The sequence below is a fragment of the Leptotrichia sp. HSP-342 genome, assembly GCF_041199995.1.
Classification (GTDB): domain Bacteria; phylum Fusobacteriota; class Fusobacteriia; order Fusobacteriales; family Leptotrichiaceae; genus Leptotrichia; species Leptotrichia mesophila.
Genome location: NZ_CP165646.1, coordinates 2,309,160 through 2,334,174 on the forward strand (window position 1 = coordinate 2,309,160; position 25,015 = coordinate 2,334,174).

Genomic DNA, 25,015 nt, shown 5'->3' on the forward strand with positions numbered 1-25,015 from the left:
TGTATTTTCAAATTCAATATAGTTATCGAACAGATCTATTTTAAAAATCCTATCACTCCGTATACTCCCAATGTTACAAGAGCTGCTGCAATTAATACTCCAAAAAGAATATATAAAAAAGATTTTTTTCTGTCAAATTGAAGTAATGCCGCAATCAATGCTCCTGTCCAAGCACCTGTTCCTGGAAATGGAATAGCTACAAAAATCATAAGTCCCAAAAATTCCTTATTTGCAATACTTTCACTTCTGCTCATCGCCCTTTTTTCAATTTTTTCAATAAAGTTTACCAATATATTCTTCTTTTTCATAAATTCAAATAATTTTACTACAAATAAAAGAATAAACGGCACAGGAAGCATATTTCCAACAATCGAAACAATCATATTCAAGTACCAAGGTAATCCAATAGCTGCTCCAATCGGTATTGCTCCACGAAGTTCAATTATAGGCAACATTGATATAAGAAATATTCCTATAATCTTATTTAGAAGCGGAGCTCCAATTAAAGTTATCTTTATAAAATTTTTAAAAGATTTCATAATTTTTACTTTTTACTTTATAATAATTAAATTCATTAATTATCATAAATTTCTCCTTTATTGATTATTTACGTTAATTCAAGAGAACGCATACTCTATTTTATTATTTAAAATTTCATCTTAATTCTTACAAAAATTTATACATTTACAACATATTTCAAACTAAATCTTATCAGCTTTTGTAATCACAAATATTAATGGCTGCGATTTTTCCAAGATAAACTCAGACTCATTAAAGCCTCCAAATACTTTTACATTGCTTATGCCTAACTGTTCAAAAAATTTCATAAAATCAAAATAACTAACATTTGTTAAAATTTCCTCATTTTCAAGCTTATCATCCAAAATAGTTTTAAAAATCACATTATTATCAGAATTTTTGTAATAATAACGTTCAAATTTCACATTTTCATTTTCAATCAATGGTAAATTTCCCAAAAAATCAGATTTAGATTTTTGATTCTCAAAAAATTTATAAAAATTTATTAGCTGAATAATCAGTTTCCCATTATTTTCAAGCTGTGAATAAGCCTTTTTTAAAAATAAAAAAATCTCTTCTTTGCTATTTAAATGCGGTAACGTATTTCCAACATTTATTATTGTGTCGAATTTTCCCAATTCATCGACTCTCATCATATCCAAATTTTTTACATCAACATTTTTTTCTCTAGCCTGCTCAATCAGTTTTTCATTTATATCAATGGAATTTACTTCATATCCTTCATTTTTTAAAAATTTTGACAAATTACCTGTTGCAGCTCCTACATCAAGTACTTTTTTTCCTGTAATATATTTTTGAAAAAAATTCTTCTGAACATCTGAAAGTGAAAAGATAAAATCGTATTTTTCTGCTATTGTATCGTAAAACTTCTTCATATTTTCTTTATTTTCCATATTTTCTCCAAATTTTAAAATTTTTTGAATTTTAAAAACAAAGTTATAATTTTAGATTATTATATCATAAATTTTATAGAATAAGAATTAAATTTATCCAGCTTTTCAGGATCAACACATCTATCTAATTTATATAATTTTTTTGATAAAATTCTTATTCTTTAACAAGTATTAACAACATCTTGAAATTTTCTGTTTCAGCTTCTACAGCGTGAGGTATGTTTGCAGGAAGAACTGCACTTTCACCTTTTTTCACAACAAATGGTTTTCCGTCAACATAATATTTTCCTTCTCCATCAAGCACAGTAACCAAAGCATCTCCAGGTGCTTTATGTGGATCAAGGCTCTCACCTTTCCAAAAAGACATAATTGTCATTACTAAGTTTGGTTTTGCTACCAAATTTTTACTTACAATTTTTCCTTCCTGATAATCAACAACTTCAGCAAGATTAAAAGCACTTGCACTTTCCAGCATTTTTAATGTCTTATTTTCCATATTTCCATCTCCTATCTTTTCTCCAATTTCAATCAACTTCAAATTATCTCTTGCTTCAATAGAATAATTATGATTTGCTGTGATTTCAAGAAAGTCTCCATTGGAAATTACTTTCTTATTATTTTCAATAAAAATCTCTCCATTACCGTTAAAGCAGTAATAATAACGATTTCCGAGCATAGCTTCTGCAGTTATTTCCTCATCTTTTGCTAAAGAGAATAAAGAAATATAGCTATTTGGCTGATTTAAGATTCTCATACTTACAACTTCGGCTTCCTTAGATGTGATAAGTTCATTAAAATTTATCGGTTTTGCTACTTCTATTTTAACCATAAAATATCTCCTTGTTATCTATAGTAACTTTTTTGAAATAATTTTATATAGTATAACATATATTTTATAAAATATACAGTCAATTCACTTAAAATTCGCAACAAATGCACGAAATTATTATGAATTTTATTTTATTTTAAATTTGCTGCATTTTATTATACAATCCATTATAAAAAAAGAAAACCGACTATTTCTAGCCGATCTTCAAAGTTAATTTTTAAGATTTCTGTTTAAAATCAATTATTTAGCAATTTTGCTTGCGAAGTATCCTAAAGTTCTGATTAATTGAGCTGTATAAGACATTTCGTTGTCATACCAAGATACTGTTTTAACTAATTGAGTATCTCCGTTTTGAACGATTTTTGTTTGTGTTGCATCAAATAATGATCCAAAGTGAATTCCAACAATGTCAGAAGATACTAATTCTTCTTCAGTATATCCGAATGATTCGTTAGCTGCGGCTTTCATAGCTGCGTTTACTTCTTCTACTGTTACTTTTTTGTTTAAGATTGATACTAATTCAGTTAATGAACCAGTTGGAACAGGTACTCTCTGAGCAGCTCCATCTAATTTTCCGTTTAATTCAGGTACTACTAATCCAATTGCTTTTGCAGCTCCTGTTGAGTTAGGAACAATGTTCACAGCTGCAGCTCTTGCTCTTCTTAAGTCACCTTTTCTGTGAGGTGCATCCAAAGTGTTTTGATCTCCAGTATAAGCGTGGATAGTTGTCATTGTACCAGTTACAACACCAAAGTTATCGTTTAATGCTTTAGCCATTGGTGCTAAACAGTTAGTTGTACAAGAAGCTCCTGAAATAACTGTTTCAGATCCATCTAAAATTTCGTGGTTTACATTGTAAACAACTGTTTTAACATCGTTTCCACCAGGTGCAGTAATAACTACTTTTTTAGCTCCTGCTTTAACGTGTAATTCTGCTTTATCTTTTGTAGCAAAGAATCCTGTAGCTTCCAATACTACGTCAACACCTAATTCTCCCCAAGGTAATTCTTCAGGGTTAGCTTTTGCGAAAGTTTTGATTTCTTTTCCGTTTACTACGAAAGCTCCTTCTTTAACTTCGATAGTTCCGTTGAATCTTCCTTGAGATGAATCATATTTGAATAAGTGTGCTAACATTTTAGAGTCTGTCAAATCATTAATTGCCACCACTTCAAATTTGTCTGTTTGTTCAGCCATTAATCTTAATGCTAATCTTCCGATTCTTCCAAATCCGTTAATTGCTACTTTAACTGCCATTTTAATAATACCTCCTAAAAATTTTAATATATTTAAAAATATATTATTCTATACAGTTTGAGTATATCACATTTTTATTGAATTTTCAACAGGTAGAAATCAATAAAATTTTATATTAAGATTACCAAAAAAATTATCTAAGTTTTTTGTTTTTTGTCAAAAAAAAACTACTGATAAAATCAGTAGTTATATATTACACAATTTATATTCAAAATGGCTGGGCTGAATGGATTCGAACCATTGCATGCTGGAGTCAAAGTCCAGTGCCTTACCGCTTGGCGACAGCCCAACAATATTTCCTAAGACAAGAACTATTATACAAAAAAATTTTTATTTTGTCAACACTTTATTTTCAAACTTTTATATAATTTCTAAATTTATTTTATTTTACTGCTTAAATTCTGTTAATATTCAACTCTTTAAATTTCTATTTTAAAAGTAATTTTATTATAAAAATAGACCTCTAAAATATACTAAGAGGTCTTTTTCTTAATTTTCTTTCTCAATCTTCTGTTTACAAGAATATATTCCTTCTATTTTAATTCTATCCCATCTTCTGTAACTACAGGATTTGTAACTTTCCATTTCCCATTCACCCTTTGAAGTGTTGCTGGCAAATTATCTAGAATTACATCTTCATCTGTAATATTTTTTATTTCTTCAGCAAAACGGCTTACCAGCTCTTCCAATGCAACATTGTAAAAATTTCTTTTGGTAGGCTCATTTCCTCTTCTTTTCATAATTCTTTCCAATTCATCCACGCTTCCAAATCTTCCACGCTCTACAACTCTTCCGATGATATCGTTGTTTATTGTCAGTCCATTCGTAGCCCTTGTCAAGTTTCTTGCTTTTATGTCAAAAACTACATCTACTTTATCTTCTGAAATGTGATTTATCTGTTTTGTTTCGAATCTCAAAGTTGATTCCTTTATTGCCTCCTTTGCCAATTCACGTACATATTTTTCTGCAATTTCACGTTTTAGTGAATTGCTTACGATATAATTTCTGTCAAACAGATTATTATACGCCTGTTTTTCAAGTTTTTTTTCATTTTCTCCTATCATAGCATTTACATAGCTGTAAAAAAAATCCTGTAAATCTCTTTGAAGCGTGTATTCAATTTCCTTTTTTTCCCAGTTTGCTGCTCTTTGCTCTTCCTTTTCCCTTCTGATTGTTTCCGATATGCTACGGTTTGACGCAAGGATATTTCCTGCAGCTGCTAGCATAATTACAAATAATATTTTTTTCATATTTGTCTCCTTATTCTGTTTTTTAGTTTCCACTAAATTATACCACACTTTTTAGTTAAAAGTATTAGTATATCCTAAGTCTTCAACTTGCCACTTTCCAATTTCTTTTTTCAAAATATCACTTAATAATGTAATCTTTTTCAAAAAATTGTTCAAATGCCTCTTCGCCAATATTTCTTCTTGCTTCCGTAATTCCAAAGTTTATAACATAATCTGCAAAAGGTTTTGTTTCTTTTTGAACTGCTTCCTCAATCTTTTTTTTTCGCTTTCCAATATTCTGCTTGCTATTGAATTTCTTGTACTTTTAGTCTTTTGCGGCTTTGGTGCTGTAAATGTATTTCCTGTTACCGTTAATATTAGCGGAAATAATAATTTCTTCATAGGTTATCCTCATTTTTATTGATTTATTAATTAAAAACGTTCCTTAAATTCTCTAAATTTTCTATTTTCTATTTGTTATTCACTTTTTTTATTGTAACTGACATATTTTCCAGCAAAGTTTCTTCCTCTTTGAATCCCTTTGCTTTTTCATTAATGAAATTTACCATTTCTTCAAGAAATATATAATAATATTTCCTCTTTAATTCGTCATTTCCTTTACTTTTCATAACCCTTTCTATTTCATCTTTATTTTTAATTCCCATTTTTTTTATAATTTTTCTTTCCGTTCCATCATCCAATTCTAATATATCCCAAAATTTTTCTAAATTTTTAATTTTTATATCATAATTTACTTGCACTTCATTTTGAGAAACATAATCAATTTTTTTTATTACAACTCTTGGTTGTACTCCTTTTAATGTGAATTTTACTATTTCATCAATGTATTTTTCTGTGATTTCATTTTTCAAAGAATTACTTATAACATAATCTTTTCCAAACAATTTATCAAATACTTCTTCACTAAGCTGTTTTCTAGCCTCTGAAATTCCAGCATTCATAACGAAATGTACAAAGGGCTGAATCTCCTTTTGAATTGCATTTTCCATTTCTTTTCTCTCATTTTCTAATACTCTAGCCGCTGTTTTTATATTTCTTGATACTGTTGCTGTAAAAGTATTTCCCATTATTACTAGCATTAGTACAAACAATACTTTTTTCATAAAATCTCCTTATTCTATCTTTTAGTTTTCTTACAAAAGTATAACATATTTTTATGAAATATTAAAATTAAAAATTATTTCAAAAGAAAAGTTATAAAATAAAGTGTTACTATTTAGAAATAAATAAAATTATAAAAAAATAATCTATGCGATATAATACAGGAAATTTACGATTTATAAGGAGAGATTTAATGCCTAGAAACAAATAAAAACATGATTATCAAACTATTGTCAGTTTCTTTAATCATGTTATTTTTTACTATTTTACATATTTTTCAAATCACATCTTTTCCCAAATTCATCATATTCTTCTCTTGTTACAATCTTATTATTTTTATCAAAAAAAATCCAGTTATAAAACTTTCTCCCATCTCGTATAACACCTTCTATAACTGTCTTTTCTCTCAAATTATTATCTTTTCCCTTGCTAAACCATTTATTAAAATAACGAAAAAAATTATTTTTTATTTCCACAAAATCTGTAACTTCTATTTTTGCATTTATTTTTCTTCCATTTAACCTGTAAATCGAAACATCTTTTTCAAAATCTTTTTCTTCAATTTCAATAATATTATTTTCTGCTTCCAATTTTTTCCATTTCTTAAGATTATTCCATTCTTCCAAAGTCATTTTTATCATATCAAAATCTTTAATTGGCTTAAAATCACGAAATTCTACAATTATATATTCTCTAATAAATTTCCCTATTTCTTCAATTTCTAAAAACTCGCCATTCTCAAAGACAATTCTACTCACATTATTTTCTTCAATAAATTTCATTATCTTCTCAAAGCCAATTTCCCGTGTTACAACATCATCAAAAATTTCTGTTTTTTCTTTCCAAATTGATTTATACAGCCCAACTTTTTTCAGTTCTTTCCGAAATTCCTTCTTGTTTATTTTTTCTCCCACTTTTATTTTCTCAAGAAGTTCAATTAATTTTTTTGAAAAATCAACCTTATTTTTATGAATTATTTCTTTCAAATATCTAATTGTACTGTTTCTCAAAATATCATAATTTCCTAAAATTTCATTTTTCAATTTTTCATTATTCGTAACTTCATTTTCGTAACATTTCCAAGAATAATCCTGTCCATCAAAACAATGAAATATTTTATCTCCCTTTTCTTTCTCAAAATCATAATAAGAACAGGTATACAGCGGATCATCTTCCCTTCTCAGATCAAATGCCACATAATTTTTATCTTCTTTTGCTTCTCCAATATGCAAAAAACATTCTGCTTCAAAAAAAGAATCATTTTTCTGATTTTCAAGTTTTATAATTTCCATATTTTTTAAAATCCTCACGTAATAAATAATATTTTATTACTTCATTTTATTTAACATTTGCTCATATTCCTTTGATTTCCCAACCATTCTTAACTTTTTCTAAGTTAATATCTCCTTCAATAACTCTATAAGATGGTTTTTCTTTAAATTCTTTTTTTATAAAATCTGCCATTAAAATTCCAAGTTTCGATAACGTTTTTAAATCATTTGTATTTTCAAATTCCTTTAAATTATATTTTTTTATAAATTTTTTTTCTAGTTCACCTTCATTTAGATTATCAAAACTATCAGATGAAGGCATTGTTATTTTAGATTTTACAACTGCTTTAGTATTTGATAAATACTTTATATTTTTTATTTTTATTTTAGTATTTTCAACTATAAAATTAGAAAGCTGTGAGAAAAGTTCCAACAAAATATAATAACCCTCTTCTGGTATATCCTTAATAACTTTTTTAAATTCAGAAATCAGACTCTCTTTCAAGTCTTTCTTTGCGTAATTATTCAATCTTTCTTCAATTTTTTTATTCTCCACTTCAATCTGCTCTTTTGACAAGGTAACATTTTTCTGCTTAGTTACTTGATATTGCCCTGCAAAAATTTGCATGGAAAATATAAATAGAATTAATGTTATTAGTTTTTTCATTATTCTTCAATTCCTTTTCTAAACTCATGCGTAAATGCTTTGTCGTAAAGTTTAGACTTGGAATACTCATTTCCCATAAAGTTTCCTACCAGAATTTGCGCTGTTTTTGTAATTTTCTCTTTTTTCACAAGTTCGGCAATGTTTTCTAATGTTCCCATAACAATTTTCTGATCTTCCCAAGTTGCTCTTTGAACAATTGCAATTGGTGTTGTTTTATCATAATGTTTTAATAATCTTTTTACAACTTCATCAATCATTTGCACAGATAGGAATATTGCCATCGAACATTTATGTGAAGCAAGGCTTTCAAGACTTTCTGCTTCAGGAACAGATGTTCTTCCTTCCAGTCTTGTACAAATTATTGTCTGACTCACATCTGGCAAAGTAAATTCTTTTTTTATTGCAGCAGCAGCAGCCACAAATGAACTTACTCCTGGAATTACTTCATATTCAATCCCATATTCATCCAGAATATCCATTTGTTCCCTTATTGCACCATAAATGCTCGGATCCCCAGTATGAACCCTTGCTACCAGCTTCCCTTTTTTCTGTGCCTTTATCGTAACTTCCATCACTTCGTCCAAGTTCATTGAAGCAGAGTTATAAATTTCAGCTCCATCCTTATGGCAATCAATAACCTCTTTTGGAACCAATGACCCCGCATAAATTATTACATCTGCTTCCTTTACAATTTTTTGCCCTTTTACTGTAATCAATTCAGGATCCCCTGGTCCTGCTCCTATAAAGTATACTTTTTTCATAAAATTACCTCTTTCTTTTTTAATTTTTTTATTTTTATAATATTTCATTTATTTGAAAACTTACTGATATTTCTGTATTCAAATATATTTTTTTATCTTTCTTAAAAAACGCTTCCCAAATTTTCCCATTTTCAAGATAAACGGATATTTTATCAAGTTTTTCAACTTCTTCAACATTTATTTTTTCTATTTTTTTGTTTTTTATTCCGAAAATCTTTTCAAATTTTTCCGAAATATCATTATTAATTATCTCGTTATCCACAAAATAAATTTCATTAACCAATTTTTTCTGATAATCTTCAAAACTATTGCAAAATTCTCTAAATTGACTATTACATACCCATTCACACAAAATATCCTTTATTGTCAATTTCTTGATTTTACTAGTTTCTTCCTTACTCTCTAAAATTTCTTTTATATCATTTTCCAAAAATTCCAATGGTGAATATCCATATACCTTCTCATTACAAAAATTATACTTTGGAATAAAATAAATTTTATCTTCCCATTTTTTCAAATAAATTTTAAAAAATTTGTAATACTCTATATTTCCATAATTTCCATTTTCATATTTCGGAAAATCAAAACTTTCACCATAATGAATTTCTTTTCCGTCTTTTAAAACTTGAATATATTCTTCATACCAATCCTTATCATCATAGACTTTTCTTTTTATTTCCAACTTTTTCTCTTTTCATGTTATTTATTTTTTATAAAATTATAAATTATTATTTTTAACTATTTTTACTTTTCAAATATCAAATATTTACTTCCTGCATATTTCATAAGCTATACATTGTTATTTAATAAATAAAATTTATATAACTCTTTCCCTCTTAAAGTTACCATCTTGTTACCTTGTAATAAAAATGTACCTTCTTCACAATTTTTCTATTTTAAGCTATAATTAACATAGTTAGCTAACTCGAAATAAATTATATTTGGAGGAAATTAAAATGATTGATTATAATAAAATATTAAAAGAAAACTCTTACGGAATTTTAGCTACACTCGATGATAATAAACCTAAAACAAGAATTTTACAATATCTGTTTTCTGAAAAAAATAATGTATATCTTGCAACTACAAATAATAAAAACGTTTACAAACAGTTAAAAAAATGTCCTTACGTTTCTTTTCTGTCTCACTCAAAGGATTATTTATCTTTTATATCTGTAAATGGAAATATTTATTTTACTGATGATATTAATCTTAAAACAAGAGTTTTAAATGAATATCCAGCAATAAAAGAACTTTTTAAAACTCCTGACAATCCTCTTTTTGAACTTTTTTATATTAATGTAGAAGAGATTAGAACTTTTGATTTAAAAACTTATACCAATGAAAATTTTAAAATAGAAAAACCATAATTAATTTGCTACAATCTTAGTTATTCATATTTTGTTTTTTCTCGGTAATTTACACCCCATTTGTCCATACTTTCCAGTATTGGTTTTAAGCTGTACCCTGTTTCAGTAAGAGAATATTCAACTTTTGGAGGAACTTCAGGATAAATTTTTCTTATAAGAAGATTGTCCTCCTCCATTTCTCTCAAATTATATGTCAAAACTTTATTAGAAATTCCATTTATAGATTTTCTCAATTCTCCAAACCTTTTTGTTCCATCAAGTAAATCTCTTATTATAAGTATTTTCCATTTATTAGAAATTAAAGAAAGTGTTATTTCAACAGAACACTTCGGTAATTCTTTTTTATTCATAATTATTATTCTCTATTCTTTTTAATTTTATTTTTCTCATCATATTCCCCTAAAACTTTTTCTACCTCATTTTCAAGAACTTCCTCATTAGGAATAATGTGTATTTTGAAGCAAAAATTTGATTAGAAAGTTAGTGTATATTTGAACTGAATACTATTTTCTTTCATAAAATGCCCTTCCTTTATCATCAGATATACTCAAAATCTCACAATGCTCTGCTTTCTCACTATTTTCCTACTCATCTTCTATAATAATTTTCAATTTCTAGCAACCTTCACTAATTTTCCATAAAAAGCTACACCTACAAAAATAATATCCTTTATTCCTTTTTCTTTCAAATTTACATCATATTTTTTAGAAATTATTTGTTCTACTGCTTCTTGGCTTTCTTTATTTAAACTTTCTTCACTTTTGGCAACTTTAAATTCTAAAATATAGGCTTTATCATTTTTATTCTTTGGTTCCATTACTAAATCGTATCTTCCTAAGCCACTTTCTTTATTTGAATTTATATAATATTGTTTTTCTAAATAAAGGCTCATTCCTAAAATTAATCCGTGATAAAAATCTTCATTTTTTGTATCATGGTAACTTGCTGAAGTCAACAAAATTTCTTGAAATTTTTCTTCAAAATCTTCTATTCTATTTTCAGTCAAAGCCTCCATTAAATCTATTAGTTTACTTCCTCTTCCAAAATATCTTTCTAAAAACGTTTTTCTAAAAAGATCCTTCACTTCTTTATTCGGTAATCTTAATGTATAAATACTTTCGTGAATATCTCCAATTTTTTCTTTAACTGTTAAATAACCGCTAAATAGAAGTAATTCCCATAATTCATCCTCGCCTAATAACCTTGATAAATCTGATGTAGAAGATATATTTTGCTTTAAACCTTCTCCATTAAATAATTTTTCTAAAGCTCTAATAGTATATTTATTTGTTGTTTTCAGTACATCATTTATTAAATCGTTTCCTGAAGTATCTACCCAGTAGGCTCTTAATTCTTTAGATTGTAAAAAATTTAATATGCTCCAAGGATTATAAACTTCGCTTTTCCCAAATTTATAGCCATTATACCAATCTTTAACATCTTGTATTTCATATTCTAAATTATAATCTTTTAATGCCTGTTCTACTTCTTCTTCTGTTAATCCATAACAATCAGAATAAAAATCATTTAATATAGTATAAGTGCTTATATTATTTAAATCTGAAAAAATACCAGCTTTAATAACTCTAATAATCCCTGTCATTACTCCTATTTGTAAATAGACATTGTCTTTCATCACTGTGCTGTAAAAAGTTTTAAAAAAGTTTTTAGCCTTTTCATAATATCTGTTCATATATGCCGATACTAGAGGAGCATCGTATTCGTCTATTAATACCACAACTTTTTTATTATATTTTTCATATAGTATTCTTGCTAAAAATTTTAATGAAGATTTTAATCCTTCAACTTCTATTTCCTTGTTAATAATTTTTTTGAAATTTAATAGATCAAATTCATCTAATTCTTTGGCTAAATTTTTGTATTCTATAAATATATTTTGTAACAACTCTTTTATTCCAATTTGCATTTCTTCCCAAGTTTCAGCTTTTAAATCCTTTAAGGATAAAAATATAACAGGATATTGCCCCTGCCTTTTAAAACTTTCTGTCTTTTCTATATACAGTCCGTTAAAAAGTTTTTTATTTTCTTTTGCTTCCTTAATATCAAAAAAATATTTTAACATCGACATATTCAATGTTTTCCCAAATCTTCTTGGTCTAGTAAAAAGTTTTACTTGAGAGCCATCTTTAATAATCTCATCAATGAAATTTGTCTTGTCAAAATAATAATAGTCTTCCTCTATTAAATACTTAAAATCACTTATTCCTATTGGCAATCTCTTCATAACGAGTCTCCTTTCAGAGAATTTTCTTAATTAAATAATAACATTTTTTATTACTTTATACAATTTTATATTCAATCCTAAATCTTCTCTGCCATAAATAATATTATTATTTTGTTTTTTTAAAAGTCCCCAAATAAAATCCCATATTAACAATCATAGCATAAACAAAGTACCTCGACTCTAACGTCTTTATAATCCCAACTTTTTCAATACTAATCTGAGCTTCTTCTAAATACATCAATACTTTATACGGAAAAGTATAAATTATTGCGTGATAGTCTTCTTTATACCAATTAAAGCCCATAAAAATAAATATTCCCATAATTACTAGACAGCCTGCTATTGTCAGTATTCTTACAATTTCAATTTCTTCTTTATCAAAATATTTTTTTATAAAAAATCCAAAACAAACATTAATAATAAAAAATGGAATTAAAATACTAAATTGGCTCATATCTCCATAAATTCCAAACATATTTTTTACTATTTCGACAAAAATTCCAAAGCAAATTGCAAAACCAGGAATCAAAAAATACATTGTAACAAACCACAATATAATTTTAGAAACTTTAGACAGATAACTTCTAATCTTTATTTTACTTCTAAATATTCCTAAAATGAATAATCCGTTGTAAAAACATAATTTTATAACTCCAATAATATCTATTCTAAACAATAATACTACTGATAAAATTATAAAAAATATTGGCAATTTCAAAATTTTATCATTTTCATAATTTTTACTTTTCCCCATTGAATAAAATATCCATCCAAAAATTATTCCTGTTATTGCTGAAAATATTCCACCAAATAATAACCGAAATGGCAAATCAAAGCCATAATCCCAATCATATTTTCCAATCCAAAAATAATACATAAATAATAAAATTTGTAAAACTATAAATATTGCTATTTTAGGTTTTAACTTTTTTACGCTTTTAGAAATCTTTTCCATTCTTCTATTCCCTGTTTTTTAAGAATTAATGTAGAAAAATAATGTACACTTTCAACATTTTCAATATTTGTAATAATTTCTTCATTTTCTTTTCCGCAGTTTGAAACAATAACTATATTTTCTTTATTTCCTGTTTCAATAATCGCTTTTTTTATTCTCTCAAAATCTCGGCTTATTTTCATTAACACTAGATTTTCGCTATTTTCAATTTCTTTATGAACATCAGTCTCTCTGCTGACAGACACTATTTTTAAATCTTCATCTCCAACCATAAGCGGTATATTAAGTCTTGCCGCAATACTATTAAACGAAGTTATTCCAGCGATAGTTTCAACTTCCACATCATCTGAAATATGTTCCAATACATAAGTATAAGTACTATAAGTCATCGGATCACCTATTGTTAAAAACGCTACATTTTTACCTTTTTCCAATTCAGCACTTATTACATCCGCATTATTTTTTCTAAAAACTTTTCTCGCTTCCACATCCCTTATCATAGGAAACTCCAAAAATAGCTGCTCTACTTCTGGTTTTACATATTCTTTTACAATATTAAAGGCTGTACTTCCTTCTCCGCTTTTTGCCTCAGGCAGTACTATCACATCTACTTCATGCAGTCTTTTTGCTGCTTTAACTGTTATATTTTCAGGATCTCCTACTCCTACTCCTATTCCATAGAATTTACCTAATTTACTAGCCATTTTTTCTCCTCTAATTTTTATTCATTCCAAATTTTTTAGTTTCAAAAACTTTTTTCCAATAATTTTATATTATCTCTTCCTTTTTTACATTATTAAATTTTGAAAATAATTTCTATTTTTTCTCTGAATTCATTACTTGATTTTCCCCCATCTTTTCTTTTTCTATACCACCATCTTGAAACAGGGTGACAAAAAGTGTAAGTTTTTTTTAAGGATTCTGAATTCTGTTTTTCAAAAATATAATAACTTTTTTTACTAAGAAATAATATATAATTCGGTTTCAACACTTTAATTACTTCTTCAAAATTATTTAAAGACTTTTCTTCCATTTCCTTTGTAGCTATTATTCCTCTACTTCCATTTGTTGAAGGAACTACAAAAAAATTCATGAATGAAACTCTTTCCCAAAAATGTTTTATATCAATATTTGCTTTTTCAAGTTCTTTTTTTATTCTTTGAAAAAAAACATTTCCTCTAGAAAAACATTCATCTACTACTCTTCTTGTGTATATATATTTAGGACAAGATAAAGAAATATTTCCTTTATCGCCATACCATTTTTCAAAATTATCTACTTTTTTTCTATCTTCTTCATTTTTAAGGTAATGACTTTCAGCAACTAATAATACTCTATACTCTTCATATTTAAAGCCAACATAAGGTAACATATATTGATGTATTTTTGAATTTTTATAAAATTCAATTTCTTTTAACTTAGCATTATAATTTTCACTACTTTTTAATTCCATAATTTCTAATTCCAATAAATTCATCCTCTCAATTAAAATTCACAAAAAATATATTAAGTTTACTTTTTGAAAATTTTTCTATACTTAACAATCAATTTGTTTTTCAATATTAGAAACTTCTATTTTTTCTATTGATTGATTTTTAAAACATAATGTTAAGACTAAAGTTATCGTAAACAAAGAAAATTTTCTTTAATTTTACGGTTTTACCTAATTCCACAACAACCACTCCAGAGCATTTACAACCTTTATTCCGTCATAGTCAGTATTCACCATTACATCATCTAAAGTTATAAGATACTTCGGATAGTTATCCTTAATATTTTTAAAGGCATCCAATTCCCTTTTTAAAGTATTTTCATCTAAGACAGTCAAAGCGACCTGATAATATTCAATTTCATTTGAATTAATAACAACAAAATCAATTTCATTTTTATCAAACTGCCCAACATATACATTGCCTTTTCTTCTAATTAGTTCAAGATAAATTATATTTTCCAGTATATGTCCCATATCTATATTTCTATTACCTAAAATCATCTGTCTAAGCCCTAAATCTGCAACATAATATTTTGATAATGTAGATAGAAATTCTTTCCCTTTTATATTATATCTGCTAACTCCATGCACAAGTAAACTGTCAGTAAGCCCTCTAATATACTTTTCAATGGTTTTTGCATCTGTTTTTCTTCCCATTGAAGTTAGGGTATTCGCTATTTTTGAAAGCGAAGTTAAATTACCGATATTATCAAATATATACTTCACAACACTTTCAAGTCTCATCACATCTGAAATTTTCAATCTTGCAACTATATCTTTTAAAAGCACAGAATTATATATCCCTCTTAAATATTCATGTATATTTTTCAAATCACTATCTAACTGTAAAGTATAAGGAAACGAACTGTTCACTATATATTCATTATAATATTGTATAAGTGTTTTTAACGTCCTATTTTCCTTTTGCTCCAGTTTTTCATACTCTAATTTAGCCTGATAATACTCCTTAAAGGATAAAGGTAGCATTTTCAGTTCTATATAACGTCCACTTAAAAGGGTTGCCAGTTCGCTCGACATAAAATAGGCATTAGAACCTGTTATATATAAATCTGTATTTTCTTTTATAAAAAGGCTGTCTACAACTTTTTCAAATTTATCCACATGCTGAATTTCATCTAAAAATATGTAATTTTTTTTATCTCTAATCATTTTAGATTTTATATATTCGTAAAGTTTTTTATAATCTGTAAGTTCTTCATAATCAATATCTTCAAAATTTATAGATATAATCTGATTTTTTGCAACTCCATTTTCAAACAGAAAATCTTTATATATCTCAAAGAGAGTGGATTTTCCACATCTTCTTACACCAGATACGACCTTTATTATCTGTCTGTCTTTTGATTTTACTAAAAAATCTAAATATTCTTTTCGATCTATTCTTATCATTTTAACACCTCATTTCCTTTTAAATTATACCTCTTTTTTATTCAAAAATCAATTTTTATGGAATATAATCTCTTTTTTTTATAAATTGTTAAAATTTAAGGAATACATTCCGCAAATTTTAGAATTTTGACTTTTTTTAGGAATATAATCCTGTAATTTAAAAATTATCAATGAGGTTTTACTAACTTTTACTTCTCCGTAAATTTAATTAAACTTTTTTATAAACTATATACATCACAGTATATAGCCCGCTTTTTTGCCCTATTGGCAATAACCATAACAACTTCTCTATCCTTAAAGCTATTTTTTAAAAATTATCAAAAAAGTGCTTACTATGCCCTATAACTTCTTTTTCAGCTGATAAAATCAATGTTTCCACTTCTAGATTCCATCCATTTTTTCTACAATGTTCCTCACATTTTTGTTTTGCTTTTTCAGCTAGCAAGTTAAAAACTTCTTTTTTTTCAATGTATCCAGAAGCCTCTTCAGTTGTATTCGATTCCAGAATTTTATATACATTTTCTAGCTTTTCACCCACTAACAATGCGTTTGCAGCCAAAATTTCCATTTTTGCATCAGAAACTCGACTATGCGTATGAAAAATTCCTCCTGCCACTTTTACAAATTTTCCCAATTCTCCGATGAAATAAATTTTCTTAACTTCAAATTCACACGCCTTATCAAACATATATCCCACAAAATTACTGATTACAACACCTTCTTCAGATTTTTCTGGAAATTCCTTTTTCAAAAACATTTTTCCTCGATTTCCAAAAAGAAATATCGCTGTTTTTGTATTAAAATATGTTAAATTTTGCTTCAGCTCTATTGCAAGGGAAGCTTTCCATGACTCTTCAGACATCGGACGTACAATTCCCATTGTTCCAAGAATAGAAATTCCGCCAATAATACCTAATTTCCCGTTCATTGTTTTTTTGGCAGCTTCTTCACCCAGAGGCACGCTAATTTCAACATCTACTCCTTTTTCAGGTGGAAGAAGTTCTTTCACAATACCAGTCAGCATTTTCATTGGTGTTGGATTTATTGCTGATTTTCCAACTTCGACAGGAAGTCCAATTTTTGTGACTTTTCCGACTCCTTTTCCTCCAAAAATATTGATTTTATCATCTTCTCTAAAACTTACTTTTGATATGATTTCTAGACCGTGTGTCGCATCAGGGTCATCTCCCCCATCTTTTATGACAGTTGCTGTTGCGTAATCCTCTGTCTTTTCAAAAGACTTAATCTTAATTTTTATCTTTTTACCCGCTGGAACATCTATTTCAACTTCTTCGACTTTTTCAGCTTTTCCTAGTAAAAGTAACAGTGCCGCCTTAGTCGCTGCTGTTGCCGAACTTCCTGTGGTATAGCCATATCGCAGTTTTCTACCGTTAAAATATACATAATTTTCCATTTTTATTTCTCCACAATTATACTAAAATATATCTGAAAATGCTCAAAACCAATAAATTTCCAGCATTTTTGATTAAATAAAATCAAAATACTAAAAATAAAATAAATTTTGGATTTTCAGATATTTAAAAATTCATTTATTAATTATTAAAATATTTATCTCTTTCATACATTTGATAAAGGATTCCGTGCATTACACCAACTGCAACTGTACTTCCACCTTTTGTTCCATTTGTTCGTATAAACGGAACATTATATTTTGAAAGTTCTGCCTTAGATTCGGGACATCCCACAAATCCAACTGGAACTCCAACTATCAATTTCGGTACATTTTCCCCTTCTTTTTCCATTTTTTCAAGTAATGTAAACAATGCTGTTGGAGCATTTCCGATTACAAAAATTTTTGTTTGTGGATCTTTCAATGCTCTTTCTAATCCAACCATCGAACGTGTAATTCCTCTTTCCTTCGCTTCTCTGGCTACATCTGGATCTGCCACTAGACAATATGCCTCTGCTCCAAATTTTTTCAGACCATTTTTATTCAATCCATTAACAATCATGTTTGTATCACAATAAATTTTGCAATTTCCAGCTTCTAATGCTTCTTTTGCTGATTCAATTGGATTATTATGAAATTCAACAATGTTCACATAATCAAAATCTCCAGTTGTATGAATCAATCTTTTTACGATTAATTGCTCTTCTTCACTAAAATGGTCTGCTTTCCCAGCCAGCCCTTCTGTAATCATCTCAAAACTCCTTACCTCAATCGATTTTGGATCTTTAATATACGACATAATTTATTCTCCTTTTCTTTATTTTTATTTATTTAAATATGTTTAATAACTTTATTTTTTACTTTTGCTTATTTAATAATATTTTTTCATCTATATTTCTAATTTGTTTTCACGCAAAAGCAATGAACAACGTACTCTTACTTGAAAAAGTTACAGTTTTTCTATCAAGTATTTAAAAAACTCTATATTTGAATAAAATGAGATATGCGGGTATCCTGCTAGAAGACTATTCTTCCGATATCCACAAACCCAATTTCTTCCATCATTTTTCTCTATTTTATAAAATTTTTCTTTTTCATTATCTACAGAAATTTCTGAATAATGAAATTCGTGTCCTTTTGTACAAATTCCATTTTCGGCTTTTATATTTATATAGCCAAATCTTCCGATATTCAGCCTATTTTTCATAGAAATTTCCACATCTATCAGTCCACAGAAATCTCCACTATTTCCATCTAGCAAATTCAGTTTATTTGTTAAGTAGATAAATCCGCCACATTCTCCGTAGATTTTTACTCCATTTTCATGAGCCTGCTTTATACTTTCTTTCATAGATACATTTTCAGACAATTCTTTCCAGTAAAGTTCAGGATAACCTCCGCCAAGATAAATCATATCAAGATTTTCTGGTATTTTTTCATCTTTTACAGGGCTAAATTCTACTATTTCTAATCCTGAAAATCTCATCAGTTCCAGATTTGACTCATAGTAAAATGAAAATGCACCATCTTTAGCAACTCCAACACGTTTTCCTTTATATTTATTCTTTAAGTCCTTTATTGGCTCAAAACTATCTATACTGCTTTTTGCTTCAAATTCTTCTGCTATTTCGTAAATTCTTTCTAAATTTAAGCAATTTTGTGCAATTTCCTTAAACAGCTGTTTCTTTTCCTCAAGTTCTTTTGAACCTTTCAATTCAAAAGCCTGTTTTAGTCCCAAATGTCGGCTTTCTACCGATAATTTCTCATTTTTTGGCAAATATCCTACGCATTCTATTCCTGTAAATCTTTCTACTGCTTCCTTTAAGTTCAAATATAGTTTCTCAGATGAAACATTATTTAAAATAACGCCCTTTATTTTAACATTTTTATCAAATAATTTGAAGCCCAAAATTTCAGCAGCTATACTTGTGGAAATTCCTTTTGCATTAACTACTAGAATTACTGGAATATCAAGGATTCTTGATACGTGAGCTGTGCTAAAATTATCCTTTTCATGCCCAATTCCATCATAAAGTCCCATAACTCCCTCAACTATAGCGATATTGCTACCTTTTGCTCCAGTTTCAAATATATATCTTAACGTACTTTCATTAAACATAAAAGCATCTAAATTACGAGATTTATTCCCCGTAAACAATTCATGATAGCCAGGGTCAATGTAGTCTGGTCCGACCTTAAAAGGTGCCACATTTTCAAAAGCTGACATCAATATGCTGCTTACTGTAGTCTTTCCGCCACCGCTCATTGCTCCCGATATAAGTATTTTTTTCATAGCAAGTTTTTTTCCTCCAAAAATTTATAATAATCATTTTCATCAAGATTTTTATACTTGAGATAACTTTTTATTTTCAGTACATTTGGAATATTCAAATTTAATTTCTTCAAAAATTCAAAATCCTCAAAAACCTCATCTCTGCTCCCTTGCCGTACAATTTTCCCCTTTTCAAGTACATAAATATAATCAGCAAATTCATAGGCAAAATCTGTATCGTGCGTTGATACCACCATTGTTTTTCCTGCTTTGGAAAAATTATCTAGAATTTCTGATACTCTTTTTGTATTTTTAGAATCAAGCCATGCAGTTGGCTCATCTAGAATAAGAAGTTCTGGCTCCATTGCCGTAATTGCAGCTATTGAGACTCTTTTTTTCTGTCCATAGCTCAGATGATGACAAGGTCTATCTTTTAAATCTGTTATATTGATTTCTTTCATTGCCCTGTTTACATTTTTTTCTACTTCCTCTTTAGAATATCCAAGATTTTCAGGTCCGTAAGCTACTTCCTGAAATACTAAAGGTGCAAAAATCTGTATTTCAGGATCCTGAAAAATTATTCCGACTTTTTTTCTCAATTCTTCGAGATTTTTCTTTTTATGTTCTATTTTTTTCTCTTCAAAATAAATATTTCCCTTTTGTGCTTTCAAAAGTCCATTCATTATTAAAAATAATGTTGATTTTCCTGAGCCATTTTCCCCAAGAAATAATGTTTTTTTCCCTTTTTCAATATTCAAAGTCACATCTTTTAGAGCCTCTGTTTCTTCGTCGTATGAAAAAGTTATATTTTCAAGTCTAAGCATTGTATTTTACCACCAAATATAAATTTATTATAACTATTATTATTACGAATATTATTTCAAACCCAATTTTTTTATATTTTCTATGAGAAAAAATAAACTCCTTTCCCATTCTTGATTCCACAGCCTTTATAGAATTCAGATTATAGTAGTATGTTTTTTTTAGTATAGCAACTACTAACATCGGAAATGATTTCATCCCATTTTTAAAACTGCTATATCCTAGCCTTACTTCCTGTGCATTATGTAATTTTTCCTTATTGTCAAATAATAAAAATATATATCTGTAAATCAGTAAAAACATTTCCCTAAATATTTTAGGAAATTTCAGCTTTGCAAATATATAGTCCAAATCTATAATTGGAGTAGAACAAATAAGGAAATAAACTACAGCTATTGAGGAAAATGAACGTAGCAAAAATGTCCATATATCCGCTTTTATAAACAGCAAGGAAATTACAGTCGTTAAAATAAATAAAGCCGGAATAAAGTTCAGCTTTAATAAGTCGCTTATTTTTACTTTTACAACAAATAAGAGAAGTAAGTTAAACAGTATAAAATTAAAAATAAATACTGTTTTACTTTCTGTATAAAGCAAAAATACTAATGTCGTCATTGACAATATAAACTTTACTCCGGGATTTATATTTTTTATGGGATTTGTGTAAGATACCTTATCTATTAGCATTTTTTCTTTCACCTTTGAAATAGCCTAATACATACCCTACAATTCCTGCACCTAATGCCGCCTGTAATGCAAACAGCAGACTTTCAGTTTCATCTCCTGGTAATTCTATTAAATTTTTAGCCCATGGCTCATAATCAGGTTTTATAGTTTTTATTACTTCTTCTCCCTTGTCATCAGATCCGCCAAATTCAGATTTTACGAGAAATAAAGGAATAACACCTATTAAAATTATTGCAATTATTAAAATAATATTCTTTTTAAATACACTTTTGTTTTTATTTTCCGACATTAAGCTTCCACCTCTTTTACGTTATATTTTTCAAGTATATTCATCACCACGTTTGTAAGCAACCCTTCAATAACTGCAAGTGGGACCTGAGTTACTGCAAATACCGCTCCAAATTTGATAAATGAAGCAACTACTCCACCTTGTGGAGATGGATATGCAAGTGCAAGCTGAATTGATGTTACCACATAAGTCGCAAGATCTCCTAACGCAGCTGCCAAAAATACCGCTAACGCCTTATTCTTTTTCTCAAATCCTTTATACACTAAATATGATACAATTGGTCCTGCGATTGCCATTGAAACAGCGTTTGCTCCCAAAGTTGTAAATCCTCCGTGTGCAAGCAATCCTGCTTGAAATATTAATACGATTGTTCCAAGAATGGAAGTTACAAAAGGTCCGTATAATATAGCAGATAGCCCTACTCCTGTAGGATGTGATGAACTTCCTGTAACTGACGGAATTTTTAGTGCAGACAATACAAATATAAATGCACCAGCCAATGCAAGCGTCATTTTTTCCCGCACGCTCCCTTTAGAAACAGATTGAAGCTTCTTTATTCCTATTATCCAAAACGGAATACACACTGCAAACCATACTATAACCCAATTTAAAGGTAAAAAACCTTCCATAATGTGCATTGAGTAACCATTTACACCTATTAACAGCATACTGGTTAAAACCAAAAACAATAATGTTCTCTTTTTCATTTTCTCTCCTTCTCCAAATTTAATTTTAACCTTCGGCAAGTTCCAAAAAAAAATCAGCCAAAGCTGAAGCCAATACACGTCAAAACTTCCACAACAATAACTATATCATCATCGCATAGTATATTTATGGAACAAATCACCATTGATTTATTTTTACATTGATGTATATTAAATCTTCCCTTCCCAGAAAATTTTATATAAAAAATTATTAGGCAAGTCTCCTGACTAACTTCATCCTACTCGTACCCTTCCCAAAATATCCAAGATATCTCAGTGGTTTTGTGTACTTTCGTCAGCTTCACAGTAGTGGGGGCTGTATCGGATTCTAACCGATTTCCTTATTAAGTTTGTAAAACACCTATAATTCTTTAATAATAGTATACTCTCTTTTTTATATTTGTCAACCCTTTACAAACACAAAATTTAAATCCAAGTTGCTCAAAATCCAATCTCTTCTAAAAAAAATTCCTCATAAATTTTTAATTTTACCATGTCACTGTGGTACACTCAATCAAAAAAATACTTATCAAAAATATTTAATAATTCAATGAAACTTATTTAAACCAAACTCAAAAAAAGGTAGAAAATTTTTCCACCCTTTTTATTTTTTCTTATAATGAGAACCGCATTGCAAAAACCAGATTTCACCATTTTCTATTTTATAAACAATTCTATTTCCTTCATTAATTCTCCTGCTCCAGTAGCCAGACAGTTCATGCTTCAAGCCTTCAGGTTTTCCTATACCAGCATATCCATTTCTATCAATGTCTTTTATAAGTTCCAATATTTTTTTGAAAACTTTCTTATCATTTTTCTGCCAGAAAAGAAAATCTTCCCATGCTTCATCAGACCATCTTTTTACCATTACAGCACCTCGTGAACTGTTCCACCAGTTTTTTCAATTTGTTCCTTTGCTTTTAGAAGTCTTGTGATATTTTCTTCACTGTAGAAATAATCGTCTTTTTCTGACAAGTCAATTTCCAGTTTTCTTTCTCTAACCAATTTTTTGGCTGCCATTGTAAAAAAAACAGGTAGTGTTATTCCCAATTCTTCGCATACATTTTCCAAATCAAATTTTAAATTATCGTCTAATTTAAATGCATAAGTTGTTTTACTCATTTTTATCACCCCTATACATAAATATATAACCATTATAGCATAAAAATTATAAGAAATAAAACTTTTGTTATATAAATAGCAATAAAACTACTTAACTTCCGTCATTTCCCCATGTACAGGAAAAATTGCATTCAATAGCGACTTTGTATATGGATGTTTTGCTTTTTCAGAAATTTGTCCGCCTTCTATTACTTCCACTACGTCTCCGTGATACATTACTACGATTTCGTGTGCAAAAGATTCTATTAATGCTATGTCGTGGCATATAAAAATCATTGTTATGTTTTTTTCTTTTTGTAATTTTACAAGAAGTTCCACTATGTTTTTTTGAATGGAAACATCAAGTGCGGAAGTTGCCTCGTCGCATATAAGTATCTCTGGCTCAAGCGAAATTGCTCTTGCAATTCCAAGCCTTTGTCTTTGCCCACCGCTCATATTTTGTGGATACTTTGTTACAAATTCTTCGGGCAAGTCAACCATTTTAAGAAGTTCTATAGCTTTTTGCTTTCTTTCTGATCTTTTTAATCTCCCGTAGTTCATTAATGGCTCTGTGAGAATTTGCATAACGTTCATTTTTGGATTAAAAGCTGACCATGGATCTTGAAAGACTATCTGAATATTTTGTCGATTTTCCCAAACTTCCTGTTTTGTAAACTTGCTTATATCCCTTCCGTGATATAAAATCTCTCCAGAGGTTGGCTTTTCCAAGTCCATAAGCATATTTACAAGTGTTGTTTTTCCTGATCCTGATTCTCCAACAATTCCCAAAGTTTTTCCTTTATGAATTTTTAAATTCACTTTATTACAAGCCACTACTTTTTTATCATTTGATTTTTCATAAATTTTTGTAAGATTTTTTGTTTCAAGAATTACGTCATTAATATTAGACAAGCCTTTCACCTCCAATTTCAGGCACAGCTTCTAGCAATTTTTTAGTATATTCACTTCTTGGATTTTCTATAACTTCGTTTTTATTACCTGCATCAACAATTTTTCCATTCTGCATAACAATTATTTTATCTGAAATATATGCAGCAACTCCCAGATTGTGAGTTACCATTATGATAGAAGTGTCAAATTTTTTTCTGAGATCCATTATTTCCTTTACTATTTGAGCCTGTGTTATAACATCTAATGCACTTGTAGGCTCATCTGCCAGAATAATTTTTGGATGGAAAGTTAGTGCCATTGCTATTCCTACACGCTGTTTCATTCCACCTGACAGTTGGTGCGGATAGCTTTTCATAATGATTTCAGGATCTGGCAAGTTTACTTTGGAAAACATATCTTCTGCTTTTTCTTCAGCTTCTTTTGCTGACATTTTGGAATGTGTCTGAATGTATTCGACAAACTGTTTTCCTATTTTTCTTATTGGATTAAGAGTTCCTCCTGAATCCTGTGAAATCATAGTTATTTCAGTCCCTCGCAGTTCCCTCCATTGATTAAGGCTTTTACTGAGCATTGATTCTCCATTATAAATTATATCGCCTGAAATTATTTTCCCTCCATTTGGCAATAGTCCCAAAATAGAAGAAAGAACGGTAGATTTTCCACTACCGCTTTCCCCAACTATTGTTATTATTTCACCTTTTTTCAATGAAAGAGAAAAATTTTCAACTACTGGATCCTTATCTCCATACTGAATTGTCAAATCTTTTATCTCCAACATA

Annotated in this window: 29 protein-coding genes, 1 tRNA gene and 1 riboswitch; of the genes, 1 reads left to right on the top strand and 29 read right to left on the bottom strand. The window is 28.5% G+C overall.

What is annotated here, in order from left to right:
• Positions 1 to 35: 35 nt before the first annotated feature.
• The 12 genes from AB8B23_RS11505 to AB8B23_RS11560 all read right to left on the bottom strand — a co-directional run bounded on the left by AB8B23_RS11505 (position 36) and on the right by AB8B23_RS11560 (position 9,248).
• Entirely contained in the window at positions 36 to 542 is a 507-nt protein-coding gene (locus tag AB8B23_RS11505; protein ID WP_369713941.1) for a COG2426 family protein, read from the bottom strand.
• Positions 543 to 701: 159 nt separating this feature from the next.
• On the bottom strand, positions 702 to 1,433 hold the full coding sequence (locus AB8B23_RS11510) for a class I SAM-dependent methyltransferase (protein WP_369712848.1): 732 nt from the start codon (positions 1,431 to 1,433) through the stop codon (positions 702 to 704).
• 154 nt (positions 1,434 to 1,587) lie between these two features.
• The gene (locus AB8B23_RS11515) at positions 1,588 to 2,262 is read right to left on the bottom strand and encodes a cupin domain-containing protein (RefSeq protein WP_369712849.1); all 675 of its coding nucleotides are present in this window, start codon (positions 2,260 to 2,262) and stop codon (positions 1,588 to 1,590) included.
• A gap of 240 nt (positions 2,263 to 2,502) precedes the next feature.
• The gene (gene gap / locus AB8B23_RS11520; RefSeq protein ID WP_369712850.1) at positions 2,503 to 3,516 is read right to left on the bottom strand and encodes a type I glyceraldehyde-3-phosphate dehydrogenase; all 1,014 of its coding nucleotides are present in this window, start codon (positions 3,514 to 3,516) and stop codon (positions 2,503 to 2,505) included.
• 214 nt (positions 3,517 to 3,730) lie between these two features.
• Positions 3,731 to 3,805, bottom strand: a tRNA-Gln gene (locus AB8B23_RS11525).
• 244 nt (positions 3,806 to 4,049) lie between these two features.
• The gene (locus AB8B23_RS11530; protein ID WP_369712851.1) at positions 4,050 to 4,766 is read right to left on the bottom strand and encodes a hypothetical protein; all 717 of its coding nucleotides are present in this window, start codon (positions 4,764 to 4,766) and stop codon (positions 4,050 to 4,052) included.
• Between the two features lie 201 nt (positions 4,767 to 4,967).
• Entirely contained in the window at positions 4,968 to 5,147 is a 180-nt protein-coding gene (locus tag AB8B23_RS11535) for a hypothetical protein (protein WP_369712852.1), read from the bottom strand.
• A 68-nt stretch (positions 5,148 to 5,215) separates the two neighbouring features.
• Positions 5,216 to 5,869 (bottom strand): hypothetical protein, encoded by a 654-nt coding sequence (locus AB8B23_RS11540; RefSeq protein ID WP_369712853.1) that lies wholly within the window; start codon positions 5,867 to 5,869, stop codon positions 5,216 to 5,218.
• Between the two features lie 264 nt (positions 5,870 to 6,133).
• Entirely contained in the window at positions 6,134 to 7,159 is a 1,026-nt protein-coding gene (locus AB8B23_RS11545) for a hypothetical protein (RefSeq protein WP_369712854.1), read from the bottom strand.
• A gap of 61 nt (positions 7,160 to 7,220) precedes the next feature.
• On the bottom strand, positions 7,221 to 7,805 hold the full coding sequence (locus AB8B23_RS11550) for a hypothetical protein (RefSeq protein ID WP_369712856.1): 585 nt from the start codon (positions 7,803 to 7,805) through the stop codon (positions 7,221 to 7,223).
• Positions 7,805 to 8,566 (bottom strand): precorrin-4 C(11)-methyltransferase, encoded by a 762-nt coding sequence (cobM, locus tag AB8B23_RS11555; protein ID WP_369712857.1) that lies wholly within the window; start codon positions 8,564 to 8,566, stop codon positions 7,805 to 7,807. Before cobM ends, AB8B23_RS11550 begins: the two co-directional genes overlap by 1 nt.
• Before the next feature lie 34 nt (positions 8,567 to 8,600).
• The gene (locus AB8B23_RS11560; RefSeq protein WP_369712859.1) at positions 8,601 to 9,248 is read right to left on the bottom strand and encodes a hypothetical protein; all 648 of its coding nucleotides are present in this window, start codon (positions 9,246 to 9,248) and stop codon (positions 8,601 to 8,603) included.
• A 274-nt stretch (positions 9,249 to 9,522) separates the two neighbouring features.
• Between AB8B23_RS11560 and AB8B23_RS11565 the strand changes: the two genes are divergently transcribed.
• Positions 9,523 to 9,936, top strand: coding sequence for a pyridoxamine 5'-phosphate oxidase family protein (locus tag AB8B23_RS11565; protein ID WP_369712860.1), 414 nt, complete (start codon positions 9,523 to 9,525; stop codon positions 9,934 to 9,936).
• A gap of 20 nt (positions 9,937 to 9,956) precedes the next feature.
• Here the strand turns inward: AB8B23_RS11565 and AB8B23_RS11570 are convergent, their stop codons facing one another.
• From AB8B23_RS11570 to AB8B23_RS11650, 17 genes are all read right to left on the bottom strand, one after another.
• Positions 9,957 to 10,286, bottom strand: a complete 330-nt coding sequence (locus tag AB8B23_RS11570; RefSeq protein ID WP_036060499.1) for a winged helix-turn-helix transcriptional regulator — start codon at positions 10,284 to 10,286, stop codon at positions 9,957 to 9,959.
• A 257-nt stretch (positions 10,287 to 10,543) separates the two neighbouring features.
• The gene (locus AB8B23_RS11575) at positions 10,544 to 12,181 is read right to left on the bottom strand and encodes an AAA family ATPase (protein WP_369712861.1); all 1,638 of its coding nucleotides are present in this window, start codon (positions 12,179 to 12,181) and stop codon (positions 10,544 to 10,546) included.
• A 106-nt stretch (positions 12,182 to 12,287) separates the two neighbouring features.
• A complete protein-coding gene (locus AB8B23_RS11580) occupies positions 12,288 to 13,136 on the bottom strand; it encodes a hypothetical protein (RefSeq protein WP_369712862.1) in 849 nt (282 codons plus the stop codon).
• Complete coding sequence (gene cobI, locus AB8B23_RS11585) at positions 13,112 to 13,840, bottom strand: precorrin-2 C(20)-methyltransferase (RefSeq protein WP_369712863.1); 729 nt, start codon at positions 13,838 to 13,840, stop codon at positions 13,112 to 13,114. The genes AB8B23_RS11580 and cobI overlap by 25 nt, the downstream gene beginning before the upstream one ends.
• Positions 13,841 to 13,932: 92 nt before the next feature.
• Positions 13,933 to 14,604, bottom strand: a complete 672-nt coding sequence (locus AB8B23_RS11590) for a hypothetical protein (protein ID WP_369712864.1) — start codon at positions 14,602 to 14,604, stop codon at positions 13,933 to 13,935.
• A gap of 195 nt (positions 14,605 to 14,799) precedes the next feature.
• Entirely contained in the window at positions 14,800 to 16,038 is a 1,239-nt protein-coding gene (locus AB8B23_RS11595; protein ID WP_369712865.1) for an ATP-binding protein, read from the bottom strand.
• A gap of 307 nt (positions 16,039 to 16,345) precedes the next feature.
• Entirely contained in the window at positions 16,346 to 17,452 is a 1,107-nt protein-coding gene (gene cbiD / locus AB8B23_RS11600) for a cobalt-precorrin-5B (C(1))-methyltransferase CbiD (RefSeq protein WP_369712866.1), read from the bottom strand.
• Between the two features lie 139 nt (positions 17,453 to 17,591).
• The gene (locus AB8B23_RS11605; protein WP_299575095.1) at positions 17,592 to 18,248 is read right to left on the bottom strand and encodes a precorrin-8X methylmutase; all 657 of its coding nucleotides are present in this window, start codon (positions 18,246 to 18,248) and stop codon (positions 17,592 to 17,594) included.
• 150 nt (positions 18,249 to 18,398) lie between these two features.
• Entirely contained in the window at positions 18,399 to 19,742 is a 1,344-nt protein-coding gene (locus AB8B23_RS11610; RefSeq protein WP_369712867.1) for a cobyrinate a,c-diamide synthase, read from the bottom strand.
• Positions 19,739 to 20,545: an energy-coupling factor ABC transporter ATP-binding protein gene (locus tag AB8B23_RS11615; protein ID WP_369712868.1), complete on the bottom strand. Its 807-nt coding sequence runs from the start codon at positions 20,543 to 20,545 to the stop codon at positions 19,739 to 19,741. The genes AB8B23_RS11610 and AB8B23_RS11615 overlap by 4 nt, the downstream gene beginning before the upstream one ends.
• Complete coding sequence (locus tag AB8B23_RS11620) at positions 20,538 to 21,230, bottom strand: CbiQ family ECF transporter T component (RefSeq protein WP_369712869.1); 693 nt, start codon at positions 21,228 to 21,230, stop codon at positions 20,538 to 20,540. Before AB8B23_RS11620 ends, AB8B23_RS11615 begins: the two co-directional genes overlap by 8 nt.
• Entirely contained in the window at positions 21,217 to 21,519 is a 303-nt protein-coding gene (locus AB8B23_RS11625; RefSeq protein WP_012806217.1) for an energy-coupling factor ABC transporter substrate-binding protein, read from the bottom strand. The genes AB8B23_RS11620 and AB8B23_RS11625 overlap by 14 nt, the downstream gene beginning before the upstream one ends.
• Entirely contained in the window at positions 21,519 to 22,226 is a 708-nt protein-coding gene (locus AB8B23_RS11630) for an energy-coupling factor ABC transporter permease (protein WP_012806216.1), read from the bottom strand. The genes AB8B23_RS11625 and AB8B23_RS11630 overlap by 1 nt, the downstream gene beginning before the upstream one ends.
• Positions 22,227 to 22,419: 193 nt before the next feature.
• A riboswitch (cobalamin riboswitch) is annotated at positions 22,420 to 22,603 on the bottom strand.
• A 224-nt stretch (positions 22,604 to 22,827) separates the two neighbouring features.
• Positions 22,828 to 23,091: a Txe/YoeB family addiction module toxin gene (locus AB8B23_RS11635; protein ID WP_021743468.1), complete on the bottom strand. Its 264-nt coding sequence runs from the start codon at positions 23,089 to 23,091 to the stop codon at positions 22,828 to 22,830.
• Positions 23,091 to 23,345 carry a type II toxin-antitoxin system RelB/DinJ family antitoxin gene (locus AB8B23_RS11640; protein WP_012806209.1) on the bottom strand — a complete coding sequence of 85 codons (255 nt, stop codon included), beginning with the start codon at positions 23,343 to 23,345 and terminating at the stop codon, positions 23,091 to 23,093. Before AB8B23_RS11640 ends, AB8B23_RS11635 begins: the two co-directional genes overlap by 1 nt.
• Before the next feature lie 87 nt (positions 23,346 to 23,432).
• Positions 23,433 to 24,236 (bottom strand): ABC transporter ATP-binding protein, encoded by an 804-nt coding sequence (locus AB8B23_RS11645; protein WP_369712870.1) that lies wholly within the window; start codon positions 24,234 to 24,236, stop codon positions 23,433 to 23,435.
• Positions 24,229 to 25,014 carry an ABC transporter ATP-binding protein gene (locus tag AB8B23_RS11650; RefSeq protein ID WP_369712871.1) on the bottom strand — a complete coding sequence of 262 codons (786 nt, stop codon included), beginning with the start codon at positions 25,012 to 25,014 and terminating at the stop codon, positions 24,229 to 24,231. Before AB8B23_RS11650 ends, AB8B23_RS11645 begins: the two co-directional genes overlap by 8 nt.
• Position 25,015: the final 1 nt, after the last annotated feature.